Here is an 18,294-nt window from a genome sequence, read left to right as displayed (position 1 = left end):
CTGCCGGCGGACTCGGTGGTCATGGCTTCACGGTAGGCCCCGCAGCTCGCGCACCCGCTCGATCAGCCGCGCGGCTTCGTCCTCGCTCAGGTGCGCGCCGACCCGGGTGAGCAGCTCGGGCAGCTCGGCGAGGTCGTACGTCCGGCGCACGGGCTCCTCGCCGGCGCGGCCTTCGGTGATCGCGTGCTCGTTGATCGTGACCAGCGCGGGGGTGCCGTCGGGGTCGACCTGGTGCCGGTTGGCGATCAGCGCGCTGCGGAAGTGCGACGTGGGTGCGGTGCTGGTCCACAAGTGCCCCATCTCGACGTCGATGCGTCGCGCGGGGAGCTCGTCGACCAGGTGCATCAGCTCCCACTCGTCGGTGCGCCGCCGCCACAGCTCCCACGCCGAGCCGCCCGGCTGCTCCTGGCCGGTCTCGCGAATCTCGTGCGGCCACAAGCCTTCTGGTGCCTGCGCGTGGTCGGCGAGCGCGACGGGGGCGAGCGGCGGGACGCCGATCCCCGGGTCGCAGAGATAGCGCACGCCGTCGAGCGTCACCACCAGGGTCAGGTGGGTGCGCGAGCCCTCGCGCACGTCGCCGACGCGCCCGAGGTGGGGCTCGACCGCATAGCCGAGTCGGTCGAGCACCGCGTGCACCAGGGTGCCGTGCTCGAAGCAGTAGCCGCCGCGGCCGCGGCCCACGAACTTCTCCTGGACGACCTCGAGCGAGACGCCCGGGTGCTGCTCGAGGAGCACGTCGACGTTGTCGAAGGGGAAGGTGCGCGCGTGCGCGACGAGCAGGTCGGTGAGCGCGGCGAGCGACGGCGGCCGGACGCTCGCCCCGGTGCGGGCGAGGTAGGCGTCGAGGTCGAGGGCGGAGGAGTCCCAGGGCATGACCTCATCCTCGCGGGCGGCGTCGGGGGCGCCGACCGGAGCGGCCGCAGCCGGTGGGTGGACGGACCTTGACCTACCGCCGGGTCACCCTTAGATTCCTCACATCGGAATAGTTCTTCCGCATTACGGAATGCAGGACTACGGAGAACGATCCAGCAAGGAGCCAGCCAGATGCCGAGCCCACGCCGCTACGCGGTCAACCTGTCGATCCTGTTCACCGAGGTGCCCTTCCTCGAGCGCCCGCAGGCCGCCGCCGACGCCGGCTTCGACGCCGTCGAGTCGTGGTGGCCGTGGCCGACCGCGACCCCGAGCCAGGAGGAGGTCGACGCGTTCGTGCAGGCGATCGAGTCCGCCGGCGTGCAGCTGGTCGGCCTCAACTTCTTCGCCGGCGACATGCCCGGCGGCGACCGCGGCCTGTTCGCCTGGCCCGAGCGCGAGGAGGAGCTGCGCGCCAACATCCCGGTCGTCGTCGAGATCGGGCGGCGCCTCGGGTGCCGGGCGTTCAACGGTCTGTACGGCAACCGCGTGGTCGGCGTCGACGCCGAGACCGCCGACGCTCAGGCCACGACGATGCTCGGCGAGGCCGCCGCGGCCGTCGCCGAGATCGACGGCACCGTGCTGATCGAGCCGGTGAGCGGCACCCCCGCCTACCCGCTCAAGACCGCCGCCGAGGCCGTCGCGGTGATCGACCGCGTGCGCGCCGAGACCGGAGCCGAGAACCTCGGATTCCTCTGCGATCTCTACCATCTCGCGGCCAACGGCGACGACGTCGAGGCGGCCGTGCAGACGTACGGCGGGCGTGCGGCGCACGTGCAGATCGCCGACAACCCCGGTCGCGGGGAGCCGGGCACCGGCGACCTCGACCTCGACCGCTACCTCGACGAGCTGGCCCAGCAGGGCTACAGCGGCTACGTCGCCCTCGAGTACAAGACCACCTCCACCACCACCGAAGGGCTCGACGCGTGGCTGCCGCGCGCCGAGCGCAGCGCCGGTGCAGATTCCGCTAGGAGCCACGCATGAGCACGAAGGTCGCATTCATCGGGCTGGGCATCATGGGGTCGCCCATGGCCGTCCACCTGCAGAACGGTGACTACGACGTCACCGGGTTCAACCGCTCGCCGGAGGCCACCCAGCCGCTGGTCGAGGCCGGCGGCACCGCCGCCGACAGCACCGCCGAGGCCGTCAAGGACGCCGAGGTCGTGTGCGTGATGGTGCCCGACTCCCCCGACGTGCAGGACGTCCTGCTCGGGGAGGACGGCGTCCTCGCCAACGTGCCGAAGGGCGCGCTGGTGATCGACTTCTCCTCGATCCGCCCCGACGTGACCAAGGAGCTGGCCGAGGCGGCCGGTGAGGCGGGCGTACGCCTGCTCGACGCCCCCGTGTCCGGCGGCGAGGCAGGCGCCAAGAACGCCGCGCTGTCGATCATGGTCGGCGGCGACGAGGCCGACTTCAAGGAGGCCCAGCCGCTGCTGGAGACCGTCGGCAAGACGGTCGTGCACGTCGGCCCGAGCGGCGCCGGCCAGACGGTCAAGGCCGCCAACCAGCTCATCGTCGCGGCCAACATCGAGGCCCTCGCCGAGGCGCTGGTCTTCCTCGAGGCGTACGGCGTCGACACCGCGGCGGCGATGGACGTGCTCGGCGGCGGACTCGCCGGCAGCGCCGTGCTGAACCAGAAGCGGGAGAACATGCTGACCCGCTCGTTCGACCCGGGCTTCCGGATCGACCTGCACCACAAGGACCTGGGCATCGTGACCTCCGCCGCCCGCGAGGTGGGGGTCGTGCTGCCGATGGGCGCGGTCGTCGCCCAGCTCATGGCGTCGGCCCGGGCCAACGGCGACGGCGGGCTCGACCACAGCGGGCTCCTGCGCGGCGTCGAACGCCTGAGCGGGGCGACCGGCACGACGAACGACGGGAGCGGTGCGTGATGGCACGGATGCGAGCAGTCGACGCGGCTTGCCTGATCCTCGAGAAGGAAGGCGCCACACAGCTTTTCGGGCTCCCCGGCGCGGCGATCAACCCGTTCTACAGCGCGGTGCGCGCGCACGGCGGGCTGAAGCACGTGCTGGCGCGCCACGTCGAGGCGGCGTCGCACATGGCCGAGGGGTTCACCCGCGCGAAGGCCGGCAACATCGGCGTCTGCGTCGGCACGTCCGGCCCGGCCGGCACCGACATGATCACCGGGCTGTACGCCGCCTCCGCCGACTCGATCCCGATCCTGGCCCTCACCGGTCAGGCTCCGGTCGCCAAGCTGCAGAAGGAGGACTTCCAGGCCGTCGACATCGCCTCGATCGCCGCGCCCGTCACCAAGTGGGCGGTCACGGTGATGGAGGGCGGGCAGGTCCCGGGCACCTTCCAGCGCGCCTTCTGGCTGATGCGTGAGGGCCGGCCCGGGCCGGTGCTCATCGACCTGCCGATCGACGTGCAGCTCACCGAGATCGAGTTCGACATCGACGCCTACGAGCCGCTGCCGGTCGCGCGGCCGGCGGCCACCCGGGCCCAGGCCGAGAAGGCGCTGGCGATGATGAACGCCGCCGAGCGTCCGCTCATCGTGGCCGGCGGCGGCATCGTGAGCGCCGAGGCCTCCGACCTGCTGGTCGAGCTCGCCGAGGTCACCGGCGTGCCGGTCATCCCGACCCTGATGGGCTGGGGCACGATCCCCGACAACCACCACCTGATGGCCGGCATGGTCGGGCTGCAGACGTCGCACCGCTACGGCAACGCGACGATGCTCGCCTCCGACTTCGTGATGGGCGTCGGCAACCGCTGGGCCAACCGGCACACCGGCAGCGTCGAGGTCTTCGCCAAGGACCGCACGTTCGTGCACATCGACATCGAACCCACCCAGATCGGAAGGGTTTTCGCGCCCGACCTGGGCATCGTGTCCGACGCCCGGGCCGCCCTCGAGCAGCTCGTCGCGGTCGCGCGCGAGCAGCAGGCGGACGGCACCCTGCCCGACCGCACCGTGTGGGCCGAGGAGTGCCGGCAGCGCAAGGCGACGATGCAGCGCAAGACCAACTTCGACGCCGTGCCGATCAAGCCGCAGCGGGTCTATCAGGAGATGAACAAGGCGTTCGGGCCCGACACCCGCTACGTCTCGACCATCGGCCTGTCGCAGATCCAGGCGGCCCAGCTGCTGCACGTGTTCAAGCCGCGGCACTGGATCAACGCCGGTCAGGCCGGCCCGCTGGGCTGGACCGTCCCGGCCACGCTCGGGGTGGCCACGGCCGACCCCGAGGCGACGGTCGTCGCGCTGTCCGGCGACTACGACTTCCAGTTCCTCATCGAGGAGCTCGCGGTCGGCGCGCAGTTCAAGATCCCGTACATCCACGTGCTGGTGAACAACGCCTACCTCGGCCTGATCCGGCAGGCGCAGCGCGGGTTCGAGATGGACTACTGCGTGCAGCTGTCGTTCGACAACGTCAACGCCGAGGGCGACGCCCCGGCCGGCTACGGCGTCGACCACGTCAAGGTCGTCGAGGGCCTGGGCTGCAAGGCGATCCGGGTCACCGAGCCCGACGAGATCCTGCCGGCGCTGGAGACGGCGAAGAAGCTGCTCGTCGAGTTCGAGGTGCCGGTCGTCGTCGAGGTCATCCTCGAGCGCGTCACCAACGTGTCGATGGGCACCGAGATCGACAACGTCGTCGAGTTCGAGGAGCTCGCCGCCGCCGGCGAGGACGCCCCGACCGCAACCGTCGCGCTGCTGGACTGAGCGAGGCAGGATCGCACCATGCGCATCGTCGTCGCCGTCGACAAGTTCAAGGGCTCGCTCACCGCAGCCGAGGCTGCCGAGCACCTGGCCCGCGGGCTGGGCGACGGGCGTCCGGACGTCGAGGTCGTCCGGGTGCCCGTCGCCGACGGCGGCGACGGCACGCTCGAGGCGGCGCTGGCCGCCGGCTTCGAGCGGGTGCCGGTGCGGGTGAGCGGCCCGACCGGCGAGCCGGTCGACACCGCCATCGCCGTACGCCAGAGCACCGCGGTCGTCGAGCTCGCCGCCACCTGTGGTCTCGAGCTGCTCCCCGGCGGCCGGCTCGAGCCGCTGACCGCCTCGACGCTCGGCGCCGGTCAGGCGATCGACGCGGCGATCGAGTCGGGCTGCCGCACGGTCATCTTCGGACTGGGCGGCAGCGCCAGCACCGACGCCGGGGCGGGGATCCTCACCGCGCTCGGCGCGCGGCTGCTCGACGCCTCGGGCGCCGAGGTCCCGCTCGGCGGCGCCGGTCTCGACGAGGTCGCGACCGTCGACCTCGACCCCGCCCTGGAGCGGGTGCGCGACGTCGACCTGGTGCTCGCCAGCGACGTGGACAACCCGCTGACCGGCGAGCACGGCGCGGCCGCCGTCTACGGCCCGCAGAAGGGCGCGACCGAGGCCGACGTCGCGCGGCTCGACGCGGCGCTCGGCAGGTTCCACGGGCTGGTGCGCGAGTCGACCGGGCGCGACGTCGCCGGCGAGCCGGGCGCGGGGCTGCCGGCGGCGCCGGTTACGCCGCCTACCTGCTCGGCGGCACCTTCCGGCAGGGCATCGAGCTGGTGCTGGAGCTCGCGCGCATCGACGACCATCTCGCCGGCGCCGACCTGGTGATCACCGGCGAGGGCTCGCTCGACGAGCAGAGCCTGCACGGCAAGGCGCCCGTGGGCGTGGCCGACGCGGCCGCCCGGCACGGCGTCCCGGTCGTCGCGGTGGCCGGCCGGGTCACCGTCGACGACGACCGGCTGCGCGCGGCCGGGATCGAGCGGGCGTACGCCCTCACCGAGCTGACCGACGACCAGGAGGAGTCGATGACCAGGGCCGGCGCGCTGCTGGAGACACTGGCGGCACGCATCCTGGCCGACCGACCCGAGACCGAGACCCGAGAGCAGGACCGACGATGAGCACCCAACCCTTCGACCTCGTGATCCGAGCCGACCGAGCGGTCGTCGACGGCGCCGAGCGCCCGGCGAGCGTGGGCGTACGTCGGGGTCGGGTGGCCGAGATCGGCCCGCGCGACGCCGACTGGTCCGCCGCCGCCGAGGTGGTGCTGGCCGACGACGAGGTGCTGATCCCCGGGATGGTCGACACCCACGTGCACGTCAACGAGCCCGGCCGCACCGAGTGGGAGGGCTTCGCCAGCGCGACCCGCGCGGCGCTGCGCGGCGGCACCACGACGATCGTCGACATGCCGCTCAACTCGCTGCCGCCGACGACCACCGTCGACGCGCTCGAGATCAAGCAGAAGGCCGCCGACGGGCAGTGCTTCGTCGACGTGGGCTTCTGGGGCGGGGCGGTGCCGGGCAACGTCGAGGACCTGCTGCCGCTGCACGACGCCGGCGTCTTCGGCTTCAAGTGCTTCCTCATCGACTCGGGGGTGCCGGAGTTCCCGCCGCTGTCGCCCGAGCAGCTGCGCGAACACATGCGACGCACCGCGCTGATCGGCGCGCTGATGATCGTGCACGCCGAGAGCGCCGCCGAGATCGACGCAGCCCCAACGGTTCCCGGCCCTCGCTATGCCGACTTCGTCGCCTCGCGCCCCGACGCGAGCGAGGTCAGCGCGATCAAGGTCGTCATCGACACGATGCGCGAGACCGGGTCGCGGGCGCACATCCTGCACCTGTCGAGCGCCGAGGCGCTGCCGCTGATCCGCGACGCGAAGCGCGAGGGGCTGCCGCTCACCGTCGAGACCTGCCCGCACTACCTGTCGTTCACGGCCGAGGCGATCCGCGACGGGTCGACCGCGCACAAGTGCTGCCCGCCGATCCGCAGCAGCGAGAACCAGACTCGGCTGTGGGAGGCGCTGGCCGACGGCACGATCGACTGCGTCGTCAGCGACCACAGCCCGAGCACGGCCGACCTCAAGACCGACGACTTCCAGACCGCTTGGGGCGGGGTCGCCTCGGTGCAGGTCGCGCTGGCCGCCGTGTGGACGGGCGCGCGCGAGCGCGGGCACGGCCTGGCCGACGTCGTGCGCTGGATGAGCGAGCGGTCGGCGCAGGTGGCCGGGCTGCAGCACAAGGGCGGGATCCGGGTCGGCGCCGACGCCGACCTGGTGGTCTTCGCCCCCGACGAGGTGACCCACGTGACGGCTGCCGGGCTCGAGCACAAGAACCCGGTGACCGCCTACGACGAGCTCGACCTGACCGGCGTCGCGCGCCGAGTCTGGTTGCGCGGCAACGAGATCAGCACGGAGCGGGCCGACGGCCGCTTCCTGGAGCGAGGAGAGGCATGACCGAGCAGAGCGCGCCCTACTACGTCCCCCGAGGGGGTCTTCCCGGCCAGAAGGAGCTGACCACCGAGCGGGCGGTCTTCACCGAGGCCTACGCCGTGCTGCCGCGGCGCACGATGACCGACATCGTCACGAGCTTCCTGCCGTTCTGGGAGGGCATGCGCATGTGGATCATCGCGCGCCCGCTCTCCGGCTTCGCCGAGACGTTCTCGCAGTACATCGTCGAGGTCTCCCCCGGCGGCGGCAGCGACCGGCCCGAGCTCGACCCCGACGCCGAGGGCGTGCTGTTCGTGACCACCGGCCGGCTCGACCTGACGATCGACGACCAGCAGCACACCCTCGAGGCCGGCGGCTACGCCTACCTCCCGCCGGGCCAGCAGTGGACCCTGCGCAACACCGGCGACGAGGTGGCCGGGTTCCACTGGGTGCGCAAGGCATACATGCGGGTCGAGGGGGTCGACGTGCCCGAGGCCTTCGTCACCAACGAGAAGGACGTCGAGCCGATCCCGATGCCCGACACCGACGGCGCCTGGGTCACGACCCGCTTCGTCGACACCGCCGACATGCGGCACGACATGCACGTCAACATCGTGACGTTCCAGCCGGGCGGGGCGATCCCCTTCCCCGAGACCCACGTCATGGAGCACGGCCTGTACGTCCTCGAGGGCAAGGCCGTCTACCTGCTCAACTCCGACTGGGTCGAGGTGCAGGAGGGCGACTTCATGTGGCTGCGCGCCTTCTGCCCGCAGGCGTGCTACGCCGGCGGCCCGGGGCCGTTCCGCTACCTGCTCTACAAGGACGTCAACCGGCACGCGCCGCTGCGCGGATACCTGCACTGACCGGCCGCGAGGGCCCGCCGCTCGGCGGCGCCGGGAGCACCGGCGCCGCCGACGGACGTACGGGCCGCTCGATCAGATGGCGGTGTGGTCGCGCGCGCCGAGGAAGTCCGGGCGCGGGGTCGGCGCCGCGAACGGCTCGACGCAGGCGTTCTCGACCGAGTTGAAGACGAGGAACACGTTCGAGCGCGCGAACGGCGTCACGTTGCCGTTCGAGGCGTGCATGCAGTTGGAGTCGAACATCGTTGCCCCGCCTGCGGATCCGGTGAGCACGTCGATGCCGTACGTCTGCGCGAACTCCTCCAGGACCGCCCGGTCGGGCGTGCCCGCCCCTGCATCACCAGCGACTGCTTGTAGTTGTCGTCGGGGGTCTCACCCACGCACGAGACGTACTTGCGGTGCGACCCGGGCATGATCATCAGCGGCCCGTTGAAGGTGTAGTTGTCGGTCAGCGAGATCGAGACGCTGATCGCGCGCGGGGTCGGCATGCCGTCCTCGGCGTGCCAGGTCTCGAAGTCGGAGTGCCAGGAGAAGTCCTTGCCGAAGAATCCCGGCTTGAAGTTCACCCGGCTCTGGTGCAGGTAGACGTCCGACCCGAGCACCTGCCGCGCCCGGTCGACGACGCGCGGGTCGTGCGCGATCGCCCGGAACACCTCGTTGGTCTCGTGCACCTGGAAGATCGAGCGCACCGCGATGTCGGCGACGCTGTCGGCCTCGACGATCGTGCGCTCGTCGTCGAGCACCTTCGGGTCCTGGGCCAGGCGCTCCAGCTCGGCGTTCATCCGGGCGACCTCGTCGGCGGTGACCAGGTCGGGGATCTGCGCGTAGCCGGTGCGCTCGAGGTCGGCCAGCCCGGCCGCGTCGAACGGGCCGTCGCCGGCGGACCCGTGCACCACGGGCTCGGTCCGGTCCAGCACCGTCGGCTGCGCCGCCTGGCGAGTGGGGTACAGGTCGGTCGTCGTGTCGGTGGAGATGGTCAACTCGGTCCTCTCTGTCGTCACTCGTTCTCTCGGACAGACGGACAGGGACCCGCCCGGAGGCGAGTCCCTGTCCGGCTGGTTCATGGCTGCCGGTGCAGGCTCACGCCTCCTGCAGCAGCGGGTAGACGCCGTCTTCGTCGTGCACCTCGCGCCCGGTGACGGGCGGGTTGAAGACGCAGGCCGTGCGGATGTCGGTGTCGGCCCGGACAGTGTGCTTGTCGTGGTCGTTCAGCAGGTACATCGTGCCGGGGCGCAGCGCGAACTCCTCCCCCGTGTCGCGGTTCACGAGCGTGCCCGTGCCCTCGTAGACGTACACCGCCTCGACGTGGTTGGCGTACCACATCTCGGTCTCGGTGCCGGCGCGCAGCAGGGTGTCGTGGAAGGAGAAGCCGACCTTGTCGGAGGCGAGCACGAACCGGCGGCTGCGCCAGTTGCCGTGGTCGACGTCGCGGTCGGTGTCGTTGAGCTCGTCGAGGTGAATCACCTTCATGGGCAAGTCCTTTCGCAGATCGAGGTATGTCTGTCGCGGCCGGTCAGGCGGCCGTCGCCGCACGCACGGCGTCGCCGAGCAGACCGATGCCGCGGTCGAGGTCGGCCGCGGAGATGGTGAGCGGCGGCATCACCTTGACGACCTCGCTCTCCGGCCCGGAGGTCTCGACCAGCAGGCCGCGGTCGAACGCCTCGGCGGCCACCCGCTCGGCGACCTCGGGGTCGTCGAAGTGCAGGCCGGCGAGCAGGCCGCGCCCGCGGTAGTGACCACCGGTGTCGGCGCCGATCGCCTCGAGCCCGCGGCGCAGCTGGTCGCCCCGCTCGCGCACGGTCGCGGCGAGCTCGTCGTCGGACCAGAACTCGCGCAGCGCCGCCGTCGCGGTGACGAACGCGGGGTTGAAGCCGCGGAAGGTGCCGTTGTGCTCGCCCGGCTCCCACAGGTCCAGCTCGGGGCGCATCAGGGTGACCGAGAACGGCAGGCCGAGCCCGGACAGCGACTTCGACAGGCACACGACGTCGGGCACGATGCCGGCCTCCTCGAACGAGAAGAACGTGCCGGTGCGCCCGCAGCCGGCCTGCACGTCGTCGACGACGAGCAGCACCTCGAACCGGCGGCACAGGTCGGCCAGCGCGCGCAGCCACTCGGCGCGGGCGGCGTTCAGGCCGCCCTCGCCCTGCACGGTCTCGACGATGACCGCTGCCGGCAGGTCGACGCCGGACCCGCTGTCGGACCAGACCCGCTCGAGCCACAGGAAGTCGGTCGTGTCGCCGCCGAGGTAGTCGTCGTACGGCGCGGTCGTGGTGTGGTGCAGCGGGATGCCGGCGCCCTTGCGCTTCATCGAGTTCCCGGTGACCGCAAGCGAACCCATCGTCATGCCGTGGAAGGCGTTGGTGAACGACACGACCTGCTCGCGGCCCGTCGCCTTGCGCGCGATCTTGAGCGCGGTCTCGACCGAGTTGGTGCCGGTCGGGCCGGGCAGCTGCACCCGGTAGTCGAGCCCGCGGGGGATGAGGATGTGCTCCTCGAAGGCCTCGAGGAACTCGCGCTTGGCGACGGAGAGCATGTCGAGGGAGTGGATGACCCGGTCGGTGCCGAGGTAGTCCAGCAGCGCCTGCTTCAGCACCGGGTGGTTGTGCCCGTAGTTGAGGGCGCCCGCTCCGGAGAAGAAGTCGAGGAAGGTCTGGCCGTCCTCGGTGGTCTGCTCGGCGCCCGAGGCGCGGTCGAAGACGACCGGCCAGGAGCGGCAGTAGGACCGGACGACCGACTCGCGGCGCTCGAAGACCGAGGACGCCTGGTCGGCGCTCGTGCCGGCCGCGGCGGTGTCGGTGGGGTTGGCGATGGTCATGGTGCTCCTTGCTCGGGCACGCAGACGTGCCCGTCTGGGGGGACAGATGATCAAACGCGTTCAGCCGCAAGGGGATTCGACCCCTGCGGGTCGTGCTGTCAGGCCAGTGCGGTGGTCCTGCGCAGGCCCTCCCGCCGCAGCGGGGTGATGCGGTGCAGCAGCTCGGCCTGCCACTCGTCCTCGTCGGGGAAGTGCTCCTCGGCGAACAGGTCGGTGACGGTGTGCTGCGCTGCGTGCCGCTCGGCGAACGACGCGAAGAGCCGGTTCGACGCCGGGTTGTCGGCGACGATCGTGGTCTCGAGGCTGTAGGCGTCGGTGCGGGCCACGATCTCGTCGAGCATCCGACCGGCCAGGCCCTTGCCGCGCTGGGTCTCGTCGACCGCGATCTGCCAGACCATGAGGGTGGTCGGCTCCTCGGGCCGCCAGTATCCGGTGACGAACCCGACCACGGTGCCGTCGACCTCGGCGACCAGGCTGGTCGCGTGGAAGTCGCGGGTCCACAGCATGTAGGCGTACGGCGTGTTGAGGTCGAGCCGCTTGCTGTCGCGCGCGACCCGCCACATCTCGGCGCCGTCGTGCAGCCACGGGTGGCGCAGGACGACGGTCTGCTCGGGGGCGTCGAGGCTCATCGGCCGCTCCCGGCGTGGACGACCGCCTCGTCCTCGGCGCCGAGACCGAAGGCCTCGTGCAGGACGCGGGTGGCCTCCTCCAGCTGGTCCTCGTCGACGACGGCCGACAGGCGGATCTCGGAGGTCGCGATGAGGTGCACGGTGATGCCGGCCTGGGCCAGCGCCTCGAACAGCTGCGCGGGCACCTCGGGCGTGGAGCGCATGCCGACCCCCACGACCGAGACCTTGCCGACGGCATCGGTGTAGGTGATGTCGGCGAAGCCGAGCCGCTCCTGCGCCGCGCGCAGGGCGTCCATCGCGCGTCGCCCGTCCTCGACCGGGAGGGCGAAGGAGAAGTCGATGAGGCCGGTGTCGGCGGCGGTGTGGGTCTGACCGACCATGTCGACGGTGGACACGGCGCCGGTCATGACGGCGAAGATCGCGGCGGCGGTGCCGGGCACGTCGGGCACCCCGACGACGGTCACCTTGGACTGGTCGTGGCTGTGAGCGACGCCACTGATGACGGGTTCTTCCACAGATTCCTCTCGATTGCTGCCGGGGACGGTGGGGTGGTCGGGCGGGACGACCGTCGGGTCGTCGGTGACCCAGGTGCCCGCGCCGGTGCCGAAGCTGGAGCGCACGTGCAGCGGCACGCCGTGCCGGCGGGCCAGCTCGACCGAGCGCAGGTGCAGGATCTTGGCGCCGTGGGCCGACAGCTCCAGCGCCTCCTCGCTGGTGAGCACGGGCAGCTGCTGGGCGTGCGAGACCACGCGCGGGTCGGCGGAGTAGAGGCCGTCGACGTCGGTGTAGATCTCGCAGACGTCGGCGTCGAGGGCGGCGGCCAGCGCCACCGCGGTGGTGTCGGAGCCGCCGCGGCCGAGGGTGGTGACGTCGTCGTCGGACCAGCCCTGGAAGCCGGCGACGATCGCGACGGCGCCGCTGCGCAGGGTCTCGGTGATGCGGTCCGGCGTCACCTCCAGGATGCGCGCCGCCCCGAAGTCGTCGGTGGTGCGCAGACCGGCCTGGGCGCCGGTGAAGGACACCGCGGGATGGTCGAGCTCGTGGATCGCCATGGCCAGCAGGGCCATCGAGATGCGCTCCCCCGCGGTGAGGAGCATGTCGAGCTCGCGGGCAGTGGGTTCTCGGGTGATCTGGCGGGTGAGATCGAGCAGGTCGTCGGTGGTGTCTCCCATCGCGGACACCACGACCGCGACGTCGTGGCCTGCCTCACGCGTCTGCACGATCCTGCGGGCGACTCGGTGGAGAGAATCAGCGTCACCGACGGACGAACCGCCGTACTTCTGAACGACCAGGGCCATAGGTCTCCTATAGAGATCGCTGTCTGGACGTGGCACGAGTTTACGGCGAATCTCGTTGATGGCTAATCGAGTCCACGCCTGGCGAGGTCGTACGACTGAGCCGGCCCCGGTCGTACGGCGGGGTCGGCGGCGCCTGGTCAGCCCGGCTTGTCGCCCGCCAGGAGGTCACCCAGCGCGAGCGCGAAGCTGGTCGGGTCGGGGCTTCGGCCGGCGATCTCGTCGGCCTCCTTCGCCTTGGCCCACGAGGCGCGGATGCGCTCGTCCTCGTCGGGGCTGAACCGCATCTGCTCGCGCACGAGCGCCTGCCACGTGGCGGCGTCGGAGCCGAGCGCCTGGGTCAGCCGGGGCAGGTCGGCGGTGAGCTGCTGGTCGGTGCGGGGGTCGAGCGCGCCGATGACGTCGAGCACGTACGCGTCGAGCAGCCGCTGGAAGGGTTTGCCGTCGTATCGGTCGGTCATGCCTCGATCGTGCCGTACGCCGGCCACCCCGGGTCGGTACCGACCCGTTCTGGGGAGTCAGGTGCGCAGGGAGCGCAGCCAGGCGCGGGCGTCGGCGTAGGCGGCGTCGTCGGCGGTGGCCGGGACCTGGGCGCGCCGGGCGTCGGCGCGGGGGTAGGAGCCGAGGAAGCGCACGTCGGCGCAGACCCGGCGCAGCCCGACCAGGGCCTCGCCCACCCGCTCCTCCGCGAGGTGCCCGTCGACGTCGACGGAGAAGCAGTACGACCCCATCGCCGCTCCCGTCGGGCGCGACTCCAGCCGGCTCAGGTTGATGCCGCGGGCGGCGAACTGCTCGAGCAGCTCCAGCAGGCCACCGGGGTGGTCCTCGTGCTGGTAGAGCACCAGCGTGGTCTTGTCCGCGCCGGTCGGCTCGGGCACCTGGCCCGGCCGGCCGACGAGCACGAATCGCGTGACGGCAGAACGGTTGTCACCGATGTCGTCGGCGAGCACGTCGAGCCCGAAGACCTCGGCGGCGAGCGGCGCGCAGACCGCGACGTCGTACGTCGCCCCGCCCTCGGCGAGCCCCTCGGCCGCGGCGGCGGTCGACAGGGTCGGCACGTAGGCCGCCTCGGGAAGCTCGCGCGCCATCCAGCCGCGCACCTGCGACCAGGCGTGCGAGTGGGTGCCGACGGTGCGCACCGACGCCAGCTCGACCCCGGCCGGCGCGGCCAGCACGAACGTGATCGGCACCAGCACCTCGCCCTGGATGGCGAGCGGGTCGGCGCTGTTGAGCGCGTCGAGCGTGGCCGAGACGCCGCCCTCGACGGAGTTCTCGATGGGGACCATGACCGCGTCGACCTCGCCGGCGCGCACCCCTCGAGGGCCGCCGGCACGGTGGCGTACGCCGTCGCCGCCGCGAGCGCGTCGTCGTCGCCCAGCCACCGGGCGAGGGCCATCTGGGTGAACGTGCCGCGCGGGCCGAAGTATCCGTGGCGCATCAGGCGTCGGCCCGGTCGGTGCGGGCAGCGGCGAGCGCCTGCTGCTCCTCGGGGGTCAGGGTGATCTCGCTGCTGCCGGCCACGATGCCCTTCGCATAGGTGCGCGACTCGCCGCGCGCGTGGATGGAGGAGAGCACCAGCCCGTCACCGGCGTCGTCGACGAGCGCTGCCGAGAAGCTCAGCCGCCCGCCCATGTCGCCGAACGCGTCGTAGCGCACGACCGCGACGTGCCGCAGCCCGGCCGCGACGTGACCGTCGACCGCGTCGAGCCGGGTGCGCAGCGCGTCGACCTCGGCCCCGAGCCGGGTGAGCCGCTCGTGCTCGCGAGCCACCGCGGCGGCCGGGTCGGCGCTGCCGTCGGCCCCCACCGCGGCGAGCCGGCGGCGCAGCGCGGCGACCCGCAGCTGCGCGCCGAGCGCGAGCAGCAGCGCGACCAGCGCGACGACGGCCGCGACCGCGGCGACGAGGGTGGGGCTCACCCTGGGCAGGGTAGTCACCGAGCCCGCCCGGCCCGTCGCCCGTCTCGCCGGCGTACCCGCGCGGGATGCCGGACCTCCGCCGCACCGTGCGCCTCAGCGCACCCCCGACGGAGAACCGCCGCAGCGGAACCGGCCGCCACGCACGTACGCCCTCGCGGACCGCAGCGGAACCGGCCGCCACGCACGTACGCCCTCGCGGACCTCCGCCGCACCGTGCGCCCCACCGCACCCCCTGACGGACCTCCGCCGCACCGTGCACGAGACGCCCGAGCACGGCCAGGTCACGACTCCGTCACCTCAGCCGGTGCGCAGCCCCCGCTCAGGTTGCCGCCCGTACCCTTGCCCGGTGACTCGCCGCTGGCTGCTGCTGACCGCCATGGCCGCAGTGGCTTTCTTCGCGGCCAACCTGGCGCTCTCCTGGCTGCTGGCCCGCCCCGCGCACCAGCCGATGGAGCAGCCCGGCCCGACGATCGTCGTCGCGATGCCGACCCTCACCTGGGACGACGTGTCGCCGGAGTACACCCCCACCCTGTGGTCGATGGCCCAGCAGGGCGCGGTCGGCAACGTCATCACCCGCTCCATCGCGCCGCACAGCTGCTCGCAGGCGGCCTGGATGACGATGTCGGCGGGGGCGCGCGCGACCTGGGGATACCCGCCCGGGCAGACCGGGTCCGACGGCATCGTCGACCCCTGCCCCTACGCCCCGCGCCCCCAGCAGTCCGGCGCCGGCGCGGTCTTCCCCGCTGGCCGGCCTGGCGCCAGCAGTCGATGGCCCGGGCGATCAAGGCCGACATCGGCTCGATGGCCACGATGCTCAACACCCGCGGGCAGTGCGTGGCCGCGGCCGGCCCGATGGCGGCGTACGGCGCGGCCGACCGCTCCGGCCGGGTCGCGCGCTACTGGCCCAGCGCCCAGCAGGCCGACCTGGAGGCGTGCCCGGTCACCCTCGTCGACCTGGAGAGCACCTCCGACCTGGCGCTGCGACAGCTGCTCAACCGCGCCCCGCTCGACGCGACGATCGTCGTCACCGGCCTCGCCGACGACAAGACGCCCGAGCGGCTGCGCACGGTGATCGTGTCCGGGCCAGGCGTGCCGCAGGGCATGCTGCGCTCGCCGATCACCCGCCAGCAGGGCCTGATCCAGGGCACCGACCTCACCGGTCTGCTGGTCCAGCGCGTCGTCAAGGACCCGGCCGACGTGCTGCTCGAGGGGCGCCAGCCGTTCGTGCAGCCCGAGACCGACGCCGACGCCTCGATCGAGCACGTCTACGGCGTGAGCAAGGCGCTGGAGCAGGAGCACCGCCTCGTCGCGCCGTTCTTCTACACCTATGTCGTCGTCGTGCTCATCGCGCTGGCGGTCGGGCTGCTCCTGCTGCGCACCCGCGGCCCCACGGGGCGGCGGTGGTTCGCCCTGCTCGGGGCCTGGTGCGGCGCGGTGCCGGTCTCGACGTTCCTCATCGGCATCCCGCCGTGGTGGAACGCCCCGTCGCCCGGGATCGCCCTGGTCGGCGGCATCCTCGGCATCGCGGTGGTGCTCGCGGCGGCCGCGCTGCTCGGCCCGTGGCGCACCTGGGTCGCCGGCCCGGCGGTCTTCCTGGCGTCGGTCACCGCGCTCACCATCGCGCTCGACGTCACGCACAGCTCGCGGCTGCAGCTCATCTCGATCATGGGCCTGCAACCGGTCTACGGCGGCCGCTACTTCGGCATGGGCAACGTCGCCAGCGCGATGTACGCCAGCACCATGCTCTTCGCGGCCGCGCTGCTCGCGGGTCGCTGGGTGCAGCGCGGCCACCCCCGCCTCGCCGCGCTCACCGTGGCGGCGATCGGCTTCGCCGCGATCGTGGTCGACGGCCACCCCAGCTGGGGCGCCGACGCCGGCGGCCCGATCGCGATGCTGCCCGCGCTGGCCTACCTCGCGCTCAACGCCGGCGGCATCAAGGTCACCTGGCAGCGCATCGTCGTGGTCGGCGGCATCGGTCTGCTCGTCGTCGGCGGGCTGGGCTACCTCGACTCGCTGCGGCCGCCGCAATATCGCACGCACATCGGCACGTTCGTCGCCGGCTTCCTGGAGTCGGGCCAGACCACGGCGCTGCAGCGCAACGTGATGCTCAACTGGCAGATGCTGACCTCGCAGTGGGTCAACCTGTTCGTGCCCGTGCTGCTCGTGCTCACGATGTACGCCCTCATGCGCCCGACCTCGCGCGTCGGCCGACCGCTCGCGCGCGTGACCGAGCGGGTCACGCTGCTCGGTCACGGCCTCGCCGCGATCACCATCTGCTGGCTGATCGGCTTCGCCACCAACGACTCCGGCACCGCGATCCCGCCGAGCGGGATGCTCGTGATCGCGCCCCTAGTCATCCTCGTCGCGGCGTGGCAGGGACGCTCGGCGCCGAAGGACGTGCTGCGTCGGCAGGCGGCGCGGCGTCCGGCCGAGACCGCTGCGCGGCAAGACGCGCCAGCAGGATCACGGTGAGCACCGCCGCGATCGCGTAGGAGTTGTGCAGCACCGTCCAGAACGGGTCGCCGGTGCTGAGCGACGGCTCGAAGATCACCTGGTCCACCAGCCGCCAGTGCGCCCACCAGGTCAGGTGCAGCACGAAGGTGAGCCACAGGGCCACGCCGGCGAGGACGTACGCCCGGCGCCGGGTCGCGACGAGCAGCACCATCGTGGGCACGAGCCAGTGGAAGTGGTGGGTCCACGACACGGGTGAGACCAGCAGCGCCGTGGTCGCGACCAGGCAGAACGCCAGCAGCCGGTCGCCGGCGAGGTGGGCGCGGCGGGCCGAGCCGAGCCCGACGACCAGGACGAGCGCGACGAGGGCGAGCCACAGCAGGTCGCCGGCCAGCCCGTCGGGGCCGAGCCGCAGCAGCACGCCGCGCAGCGACTGGTTGGCGGTGCCGTCGTTGCGGCCGAGCCGCTCGGGGGCCTGCAGCGCCCCGCCCCAGAACGCGAACGACGGCCCGGGCAGCAGCACGAACGTCGCGAGCGTGATGCCGACCGCGGTGCCCGCGGCCGTCGCGGCGGCGCGCCACTGCCGGGTCAGCACCAGGTGCACCACGAAGATCGCGGGCGTGAGCTTGATGGCCGCGGCCGCGCCGACCAGCACGCCCTGCGGGATGCGGTCGAGCCAGCGGCCGGCGCGCGGACGCACCACGTCGAGCAGGCAGCCGAGGATGAGGAAGGCGTTGACCTGGCCGTAGCGCAGCCCGTCGGCCACCGGCAGCGTCGCGGCCGCGGCGAGGGTGAGCCCGCCCCACAGCAGCCAGCCCGGCACCCGGGTGGCGCGCGCGATCAGGCCGGCGCCGGCGTACCGGACGATGCCGAGGGTCGCGAGCAGCTGCAGGTAGAACCAGATCCAGCCGACCACGCGAAAGGGCAGCAGCGCCAACGGGATTGCCAGGATCGACGCGAACGGCGGATAGGTGAAGGGGAGGTTCTGCGGGGGCGGGGTGAACCACTCGTAGACCGGCCGCCCGACGAGGTTCGACAGGCCGGCCTCGCGATAGACCTCGAGGTCGACCATCCAGTGCTGGTCGTCGGGGCGCAGCAGGTAGAGCACCATCCACGGCACGGTCCCCACCACGACCACGGCGTACGCCAGCAGCCAGCGCGGCACCCGGCTCCGGCGGTCCTCGGTCACCCGCAGCATTGTGCCCTGGCCCGGCTCCTGCCCCACGAGCCCGTCGCGACGACTCTGCCGGCCGCCAGGGCATTCACATGCCGGCCCCCTAC

17 protein-coding genes and 2 pseudogenes are annotated in these 18,294 nt (G+C 72.5%); 7 read left to right on the top strand and 12 right to left on the bottom strand.

What is annotated here, in order from left to right; translation table 11 throughout:
- Nucleotides 1-27 precede the first annotated feature (27 nt).
- Complete coding sequence (locus QUE40_RS18255; protein WP_289231886.1) at nt 28-873, bottom strand: arylamine N-acetyltransferase family protein; 846 nt, start codon at nt 871-873, stop codon at nt 28-30.
- A gap of 171 nt (nt 874-1,044) precedes the next feature.
- On the opposite strand from QUE40_RS18255, the gene QUE40_RS18250 reads away from it, so the two are divergent.
- The 6 genes and pseudogenes from QUE40_RS18250 to QUE40_RS18225 all read left to right on the top strand — a co-directional run bounded on the left by QUE40_RS18250 (nt 1,045) and on the right by QUE40_RS18225 (nt 7,909).
- The gene (locus tag QUE40_RS18250) at nt 1,045-1,893 is read left to right on the top strand and encodes a hydroxypyruvate isomerase family protein (protein WP_289231885.1); all 849 of its coding nucleotides are present in this window, start codon (nt 1,045-1,047) and stop codon (nt 1,891-1,893) included.
- Complete coding sequence (locus QUE40_RS18245; protein WP_289231884.1) at nt 1,890-2,798, top strand: 2-hydroxy-3-oxopropionate reductase; 909 nt, start codon at nt 1,890-1,892, stop codon at nt 2,796-2,798. Before QUE40_RS18250 ends, QUE40_RS18245 begins: the two co-directional genes overlap by 4 nt.
- Entirely contained in the window at nt 2,798-4,582 is a 1,785-nt protein-coding gene (gene gcl, locus QUE40_RS18240; protein ID WP_289233126.1) for a glyoxylate carboligase, read from the top strand. The genes QUE40_RS18245 and gcl overlap by 1 nt, the downstream gene beginning before the upstream one ends.
- Before the next feature lie 18 nt (nt 4,583-4,600).
- Nucleotides 4,601-5,742: pseudogene (locus QUE40_RS18235) on the top strand (glycerate kinase).
- Nucleotides 5,739-7,073, top strand: coding sequence for an allantoinase AllB (gene allB / locus QUE40_RS18230; protein WP_289231883.1), 1,335 nt, complete (start codon nt 5,739-5,741; stop codon nt 7,071-7,073). The pseudogene QUE40_RS18235 and the gene allB overlap by 4 nt, the downstream one beginning before the upstream one ends.
- The gene (locus QUE40_RS18225) at nt 7,070-7,909 is read left to right on the top strand and encodes a bifunctional allantoicase/(S)-ureidoglycine aminohydrolase (RefSeq protein WP_289231882.1); all 840 of its coding nucleotides are present in this window, start codon (nt 7,070-7,072) and stop codon (nt 7,907-7,909) included. Before allB ends, QUE40_RS18225 begins: the two co-directional genes overlap by 4 nt.
- A 72-nt stretch (nt 7,910-7,981) precedes the next feature.
- Here QUE40_RS18225 and QUE40_RS19560 read toward each other — a convergent pair whose 3' ends face one another.
- From QUE40_RS19560 to QUE40_RS18180, 10 genes and pseudogenes are all read right to left on the bottom strand, one after another.
- Complete coding sequence (locus QUE40_RS19560; RefSeq protein ID WP_350227011.1) at nt 7,982-8,131, bottom strand: hypothetical protein; 150 nt, start codon at nt 8,129-8,131, stop codon at nt 7,982-7,984.
- Entirely contained in the window at nt 8,107-8,886 is a 780-nt protein-coding gene (locus tag QUE40_RS18220; RefSeq protein ID WP_350227010.1) for a phytanoyl-CoA dioxygenase family protein, read from the bottom strand. Before QUE40_RS18220 ends, QUE40_RS19560 begins: the two co-directional genes overlap by 25 nt.
- Before the next feature lie 100 nt (nt 8,887-8,986).
- Complete coding sequence (locus tag QUE40_RS18215) at nt 8,987-9,376, bottom strand: ectoine synthase (protein WP_142007294.1); 390 nt, start codon at nt 9,374-9,376, stop codon at nt 8,987-8,989.
- A 43-nt stretch (nt 9,377-9,419) separates the two neighbouring features.
- Complete coding sequence (ectB, locus tag QUE40_RS18210; protein ID WP_289231881.1) at nt 9,420-10,721, bottom strand: diaminobutyrate--2-oxoglutarate transaminase; 1,302 nt, start codon at nt 10,719-10,721, stop codon at nt 9,420-9,422.
- A 98-nt stretch (nt 10,722-10,819) separates the two neighbouring features.
- The gene (gene ectA / locus QUE40_RS18205) at nt 10,820-11,350 is read right to left on the bottom strand and encodes a diaminobutyrate acetyltransferase (protein WP_142007292.1); all 531 of its coding nucleotides are present in this window, start codon (nt 11,348-11,350) and stop codon (nt 10,820-10,822) included.
- A complete protein-coding gene (locus QUE40_RS18200; protein WP_142007291.1) occupies nt 11,347-12,648 on the bottom strand; it encodes an aspartate kinase in 1,302 nt (433 codons plus the stop codon). The genes ectA and QUE40_RS18200 overlap by 4 nt, the downstream gene beginning before the upstream one ends.
- Nucleotides 12,649-12,785: 137 nt before the next feature.
- The gene (locus tag QUE40_RS18195) at nt 12,786-13,106 is read right to left on the bottom strand and encodes a hypothetical protein (RefSeq protein ID WP_142007290.1); all 321 of its coding nucleotides are present in this window, start codon (nt 13,104-13,106) and stop codon (nt 12,786-12,788) included.
- Between the two features lie 57 nt (nt 13,107-13,163).
- Nucleotides 13,164-14,083 (bottom strand): annotated as a pseudogene (gene pheA, locus QUE40_RS18190) (prephenate dehydratase).
- On the bottom strand, nt 14,083-14,562 hold the full coding sequence (locus QUE40_RS18185; protein WP_289231880.1) for a DUF4446 family protein: 480 nt from the start codon (nt 14,560-14,562) through the stop codon (nt 14,083-14,085). The pseudogene pheA and the gene QUE40_RS18185 overlap by 1 nt, the downstream one beginning before the upstream one ends.
- Nucleotides 14,563-14,859: 297 nt before the next feature.
- Nucleotides 14,860-15,243 carry a hypothetical protein gene (locus tag QUE40_RS18180; protein WP_289231879.1) on the bottom strand — a complete coding sequence of 128 codons (384 nt, stop codon included), beginning with the start codon at nt 15,241-15,243 and terminating at the stop codon, nt 14,860-14,862.
- A gap of 87 nt (nt 15,244-15,330) precedes the next feature.
- Here QUE40_RS18180 and QUE40_RS18175 point away from each other — a divergent pair, with 87 nt between their 5' ends.
- A complete protein-coding gene (locus tag QUE40_RS18175; RefSeq protein ID WP_289231878.1) occupies nt 15,331-17,034 on the top strand; it encodes a hypothetical protein in 1,704 nt (567 codons plus the stop codon).
- Here QUE40_RS18175 and QUE40_RS18170 read toward each other — a convergent pair.
- On the bottom strand, nt 16,916-18,202 hold the full coding sequence (locus tag QUE40_RS18170) for a glycosyltransferase 87 family protein (RefSeq protein WP_289231877.1): 1,287 nt from the start codon (nt 18,200-18,202) through the stop codon (nt 16,916-16,918). The two genes, QUE40_RS18175 and QUE40_RS18170, sit on opposite strands and share 119 nt — an antisense overlap.
- Nucleotides 18,203-18,294 lie beyond the last annotated feature (92 nt).

Source organism: Barrientosiimonas endolithica (assembly GCF_030296655.1).
In the GTDB taxonomy this organism is placed as follows: Bacteria; Actinomycetota; Actinomycetes; order Actinomycetales; family Dermatophilaceae; genus Barrientosiimonas; species Barrientosiimonas humi.
The sequence above is the reverse complement of the archived record's forward strand: the minus strand, read 5'-3'. Positions and strand labels throughout refer to the sequence as shown.